The organism is Marinactinospora thermotolerans DSM 45154 (assembly GCF_900167435.1).
Classification (GTDB): domain Bacteria; phylum Actinomycetota; class Actinomycetes; order Streptosporangiales; family Streptosporangiaceae; genus Marinactinospora; species Marinactinospora thermotolerans.
In genome coordinates this window covers 1-2,639 of the sequence record NZ_FUWS01000016.1, presented here as the reverse complement: position 1 = coordinate 2,639, position 2,639 = coordinate 1, and the positions used below count along the sequence as shown (strand labels likewise).

General features: G+C 71.5%; 3 protein-coding genes. 1 reads left to right on the top strand and 2 read right to left on the bottom strand.

Annotated features, from left to right (window positions below; genetic code table 11):
* Positions 1–389: 389 nt before the first annotated feature.
* The gene (locus B5D66_RS22570; RefSeq protein WP_235001171.1) at positions 390–1,454 is read right to left on the bottom strand and encodes a methyltransferase domain-containing protein; all 1,065 of its coding nucleotides are present in this window, start codon (positions 1,452–1,454) and stop codon (positions 390–392) included.
* 271 nt (positions 1,455–1,725) lie between these two features.
* Here B5D66_RS22570 and B5D66_RS22565 point away from each other — a divergent pair, with 271 nt between their 5' ends.
* Positions 1,726–1,944 (top strand): hypothetical protein, encoded by a 219-nt coding sequence (locus B5D66_RS22565; protein ID WP_144390274.1) that lies wholly within the window; start codon positions 1,726–1,728, stop codon positions 1,942–1,944.
* Between the two features lie 114 nt (positions 1,945–2,058).
* On the opposite strand, the gene B5D66_RS25815 is transcribed toward B5D66_RS22565, so the two are convergent.
* A complete protein-coding gene (locus B5D66_RS25815) occupies positions 2,059–2,409 on the bottom strand; it encodes a hypothetical protein (protein WP_078762082.1) in 351 nt (116 codons plus the stop codon).
* Positions 2,410–2,639 lie beyond the last annotated feature (230 nt).

Genomic DNA, 2,639 nt, shown 5'->3' with positions numbered 1-2,639 from the left:
CCTGAACAGCCCGAACACCCGGCCGGACGGCACCGAACCCTAGGGCAGAAACGGGCATGATCCCTGAAAACCTCCCAAACATACTTGGGAACCTCCCTGGGATTCCATGGGCACCGAAGGTTCTCAAGCGTCTCGACCTCCTCCGCCGGATCAACGATGCCCGCGCCGGTCGACGCCGACCAGAATACTTCTCGGTCGAGGACGCCCCTCCCTCGTGGAGCGGAATACACCGCGCCCGCGCGTTCTATCCCGGTTCACCCCACAACGGCTTGATCGCAACGCGCCCGCCCGGCAGAAAAGGCACAGCCCGGAAGGGACGCCCCCACAGCGGCAGCGACAAGCCGGGACCGGACGGCATGATCTGGAGGCGGCGCTGCCGGGGCCGTGTCCTACCGGCTGAGGAGCACGATCGAGGGCCGGGTTCCGAACAGGCTGACCGGGATGGCCTCGCGCAGCCGGAGCCCCGCCCCCTCCGCGTGCGCGATGTGCTCCTCGGGCTCGTGCAGGAGGAGCACCACGGTCCCCTGGGGGGTGAGCACCCGCTCGATCTCGCCGTAGAAACGCCCCGGCCCTCCCGCCAGCCTGGCGCGCGCCTCGACCTGGCGCCCCCATGGCGGGTTGCTGACGATCCGGTCGACGGTGGCGGGGCCGAGGGGAAGCCGACCGGCGTCGGCGACCGCCCAAGCCGTCTCGCCCGCCTCGCCGCCGGCCGCCGCCACCCCGTTGGCGGCCGCCTTGGCGGTGATGTCGGCGCCATGGTCGGTTCCGACGATCCTGGCCTCGGGGGCGATGGCGCGGGCCTCGATCGGGATCGTGCCCGTCCCACAGCAGGGGTCGAGCACCCGCATGCCCGGTTCGATGCCGGCCAACCGGGCCATGGCCGCCGCGAGCGGGGGGTGGGTGGTGCCCGGCGTGGACGCCTCCTTGTAGGTGCGGCGGTGCAGCGGCCGGTCGGCGAGGCGCAACGCCAGCACCGCCTGGGCCCCCTCGACCGTGACCCGCAGGGAGAGTCCCCCCTGCGGGGGCGCGGTACCGCCCCGGCGGGAGTGGTAGGGCAATCGCAGCAGCCCGGCCACCCTCTCCCCCACGACGTCCTCGATGTCGTACCTGTTGTAGTTGCGCTTTCCGAGGAAGGAGGCCGCGACGTCCACTCCCGGGACCGCGGCGGAGCCCCCACTCGCGCGCCGGACCTCCAGGAGCTCCTTCAGGACCGTCTCGTCCACGAGCTCGCCGAAGAGTGCCAGGTCGGCCTTTGTGTGCCCCACACCCTCGACGACCCCGGCCAGGAGGAACAGGTCGTCCACGGTCCGAAGGCCGAGGTCGGGCCGTGGAGCGGTGTACCAGACCTCGCGGTGACGCAGGCGTTCGACCCGGCCCAGCCCCCGCTCCTCGATCTCCCGCGCCGCGACGTCCTCAAGGCCGCGCAGGGTCCGCGCCATCAAGCGCACAGCCATCGGTCACCGTTTCCTTCCTGGGCGCGTGGGGTGGGGGCGCGTGTCCGGCCGGATCCGACGGAAGGCGGACGTCCACGCCCGGGTCAGCCTACCCCCGCCGAACGAGGCGGTCCGCGCCCCGCGATGTCCCCGGAAGCGGCCCGAACCGCCGGGCTTCCCGCCGGCAGGGCGGCCCGGTCGTCATGTCCGTCCCGGGATCGGGTAGGGGCGGGGGAAGGGATCACCGCGCCGCCACCGTGCGGCGCCCGACCGTCTGGAAGGGGGGAGTCAGGTGGATGGCGATGTGCTGTTGTGGTCGGCCCTGATCGCGGTCCTCGTCGTCGGCGCGGTCACCGCGATCCTGCTGCGTGGGCGGCGGGAACGCGCGGAGCGCAACCGGCCGCCCCGCGATCCGCGCCGTCTGGGCCAAGACGACGCGGTCCGGCCGCATGAGGCGAGTGATCGGGCCTCCGGTCGCAATGCCTGGATGCGCGGCGGGGACGGCGGCTGACCATCGGGGAAGAGGACCCCTTATATATGTGTGAACCCTGGCGAGCGGGTGCTCGCCAGGGTCTTCCCTGGGAAGGAAGTCGTGGGCGGTGTGGTGGCCGCCGGTTGGTGTGGGTTAGTAGAAGAGGCCGTCGTTGGTGGAGGCGGTGACGTTGACTTCACCGGCGCCCTTGGGGCCGGCGAAGGAGGCGTTCTCCTCGTAGAAGGAGCCGCCGCCCCAACCGCCCCAGCCGCCACCCCAGCCGCCGCCCCAGCCGCCGCCGAAGCCCCAGCCGTCGCCGCCGGCGAAGCTGGTGACGTCCCATTCGGCCGCGCCGTAGGGGCCGGCGAAGGAGGCGCTCTCGTTGAACAGGGAGCCTCCGCCCCCGAACCCGCCCCCGATGCTCGCGTTGGCCGCACCGGCGATTCCCATGGCCATCGGCACCGTGAGGAGGCCGACGGTCACACCGCGCTTGATCCAGCTCATGTCGTGCTCCCTTGTCGTTGACAGGAGTGTGGGCACTGCCGGGCCGGCCGTTCGTCGTGGTGAAAGGGGGCCGGTGCCGGCGTGAGGGTGGTGACCCTCGCCCCCCAGCTACCAGAACCCATAGTGGCCAATCAGTGACAACGAGTGTCGATCTTCACGTTCGCAACGAGCAACCCACCACCCCACCAACCACCACAACCCCCCTTATCACCAACAAAAAACACCACCAC

Excerpts from the sequence above, each read along its gene's own strand:
- B5D66_RS22570 (WP_235001171.1), bottom strand. The coding sequence starts at position 1,454 with ATGGCTGTGCGCTTGATGGCGCGGACCCTGCGCGGCCTTGAGGACGTC.
- B5D66_RS25815 (WP_078762082.1), bottom strand. The coding sequence starts at position 2,409 with ATGAGCTGGATCAAGCGCGGTGTGACCGTCGGCCTCCTCACGGTGCCG.